3 protein-coding genes are annotated in these 2,423 nt (G+C 72.1%); 2 read left to right on the top strand and 1 reads right to left on the bottom strand.

All coding sequences use genetic code 11. The annotated features are described in order from the left end of the window. A partial coding sequence (locus VFN12_RS05590; protein WP_325117614.1) for an exodeoxyribonuclease III occupies nt 1-755 on the bottom strand: 755 nt, incomplete at its 3' end. A 30-nt stretch (nt 756-785) separates the two neighbouring features. On the opposite strand from VFN12_RS05590, the gene VFN12_RS05585 reads away from it, so the two are divergent. Beyond that, nucleotides 786-1,598, top strand: coding sequence for an oxygenase MpaB family protein (locus tag VFN12_RS05585; protein WP_325117613.1), 813 nt, complete (start codon nt 786-788; stop codon nt 1,596-1,598). A gap of 100 nt (nt 1,599-1,698) precedes the next feature. After that, a partial coding sequence (locus tag VFN12_RS05580; protein ID WP_325117612.1) for a hypothetical protein occupies nt 1,699-2,423 on the top strand: 725 nt, incomplete at its 3' end.

The raw sequence follows: 2,423 nt of genomic DNA, 5'->3' as shown, positions 1-2,423 counted from the left end.
GGGGCATGGTCGGAGGCGCCGGTGCCGGCCCGCTCGTCGCGGTCGATGAACGCGCCCGAGACCCGCGCCGCGAGCGACGGCGAGGCCAGCACGAAGTCGATGCGCAGCCCCCTGTTCCTCTCGAACCGCTGCCGGTAGTAGTCCCAGTAGGTGTAGACCTCGGGGCCGGGGGTGTGGGGCCGGACCACCTCGACGAAGCCGTCGTCGAGGAAGGCCTGGAAGGCCGCGCGTTCCGCCGGCGTGACGTGGGTCGACTTCGCGAACTGCGCGATGTCGAAGACGTCCTCGTCCCGGGGTGCGATGTTCCAGTCACCGGCCAGCGCGGTGTCGGTCCCGAGGCCGGTGCTGACGGCCTCGCGCAGCCGAGCCAGCCACTCCAGCTTGTAGGTGTAGTGCGGGTCGTCGGGTTTCCGGCCGTTGGGCACGTACAGCGACCAGACCCGTACGCCGCCGCAGGTCGCGGCGATCGCCCTGGACTCCACGGCGAGGGGGTCGCCCCACCCCGGCTGGCCCGGGAAGCCGACCTCCACGTCCTCGAGTCCGACCCGGCTGATGATGGCCACCCCGTTCCACTGGTTGACGCCGGCGACCGCGACGTCGTACCCGAGCGCCTGCAGGCCCATCAGCGGCAGCTGGTCCTCGCGCGCCTTGGTCTCCTGGATCGCGAGGACGTCCACGTCATGGCGCTGCAGGAACTCCTCGACCCGGCCGATGCGGGAGCGGAGGGAGTTGACGTTCCAGGTGGCCAGGCGCACGCGGTCACCCTAGAGGCAGATGATGGACGGGTGACGAACGGGCACCCCGGTCCCGGGGAGGGGGCTTTCGGCCTCGCTGACGTCGTCGGCGAGGTGGTCATGCTGGCCGGCGCCGGGTCGGCGGTGATGTACCAGCTCGCCCGCCCGGAGGTGGGACTCGGTGTCGTCGAGCACAGCACGACGCTGGACCGCCCGCTCGACCGGCTGCGGACCACTCTGGCCTATGTCTACGTCGCGGTCCTGGGAACCGAGGAGGAGCGGAGGGCGCTCGCGGCCATGGTCGACAGGAGGCACGGGCCGGTTCGTGCGGCCGGGCGCTACTCGGCGTTCGACCCCGAGCTCCAGCTCTGGGTCGCCGCGACCCTGGCCCGCGCGGGCGAGACGATCCTGGAGCGGGTCTTCGGCCCGATGGACGCGGCGACCCGTGAGCGGGTCTACCGCGACTCGTGGATCCTCGGGACCGCCCTGCAGGTGACTCCGGAGATGTGGCCGCGGACCCGTGCGGAGTTCGAGGACTACTGGCAGTCCTCGATCGCGCTGCTGGCACCCGAACCCTCGGTCCAGCGCCTCGCCCGGTCACTGCTCTCGACCCGGGCCGTGCCGCTTCCCCTGCGGCCGGTACAGCCCCTCCAGAGCCTCGTGGCGCGGGGGAACCTCGACCCGCGGACCCGGGAGGTGCTGGACCTGCCGTGGTCGGCGCGGGACCAGGTGCGCTACGACCGGTTCTGGCGGCGGCTCCCGCCTGTCTACCGGCGGGTGCCCCGGGAGGTGCGACAGCTTCCGGCGCGGATGGTGCTCGCGGACGTGCGCCGCCGGCTGCGCGCGGGGCGGAGGGTCATCTGACGGTCTGGACCGGGCGTGGGTTCTTTACCGCCCGCGCCGGGCGTGGCGTCGTGCGCCGCCGATACCATGGCTCGTGGGGGACGCTCACCAGGAGCGACCAATGAAACGAACCCGAGTCGGCCCACTCGCACTCGCCGCCACGGGGGCGCTGGTCCTCGCCCTCACGGCCCCGGCCGTCGACGCGGCGCGGGGCACCGGCATCCCGACGTTCGAGCAGTTCAAGGCGTCGACCGTCCGGGACGCCGACGGGCAGTACATCGTCAACGGCGACGAGCCGGTGGCGGGCGCCGGCGCTCTGAGGTCCTACTACGAGGGCATGGTGGGCACGGCGACGCCCAAGGCCAACCCGGCCGGGCTCGTGGTCAACACCGTGGGTGGCAGCGATGACGTGTGGCCGCAGGCCCGGGTGGGGAACCTGACCTACTGCGTCAGCAACGACTTCGGCGCCCGCAAGAACGCGCTCGTGCGGGCCGCCGCCCGGGGAACGTCCCTCTGGGAGAACGCCTCGACGAGCATCGACTTCGTCCGGGTGAGGTCGGCCGACGCCAACTGCACGACCCGCAACGGGGCGGTGGTGTTCTCGATCGAGCCGACCCGGTCGCAGGCGTTCATCGCCCGGGCGTTCTTCCCCAGCAGTCCCGACGCGCGCCGGAACATCCTGGTCAATCCGGTCTCGCTGCTCACGACGCCGGACTGGTCGCCGGGCAACATCCTCGGCCACGAGCTGGGACACACCCTGGGGTTCCGGCACGAGCACACCCGGCCCGAGGCCGGCATCTGCTTCGAGAACCTCAGCTGGCGACCGCTGACCGACTACGACTCCGC

It is taken from the genome of Nocardioides sp., assembly GCF_035703625.1.
Classification (GTDB): domain Bacteria; phylum Actinomycetota; class Actinomycetes; order Propionibacteriales; family Nocardioidaceae; genus Nocardioides.
This window is presented reverse-complemented; position numbering and strand designations above follow the sequence as displayed.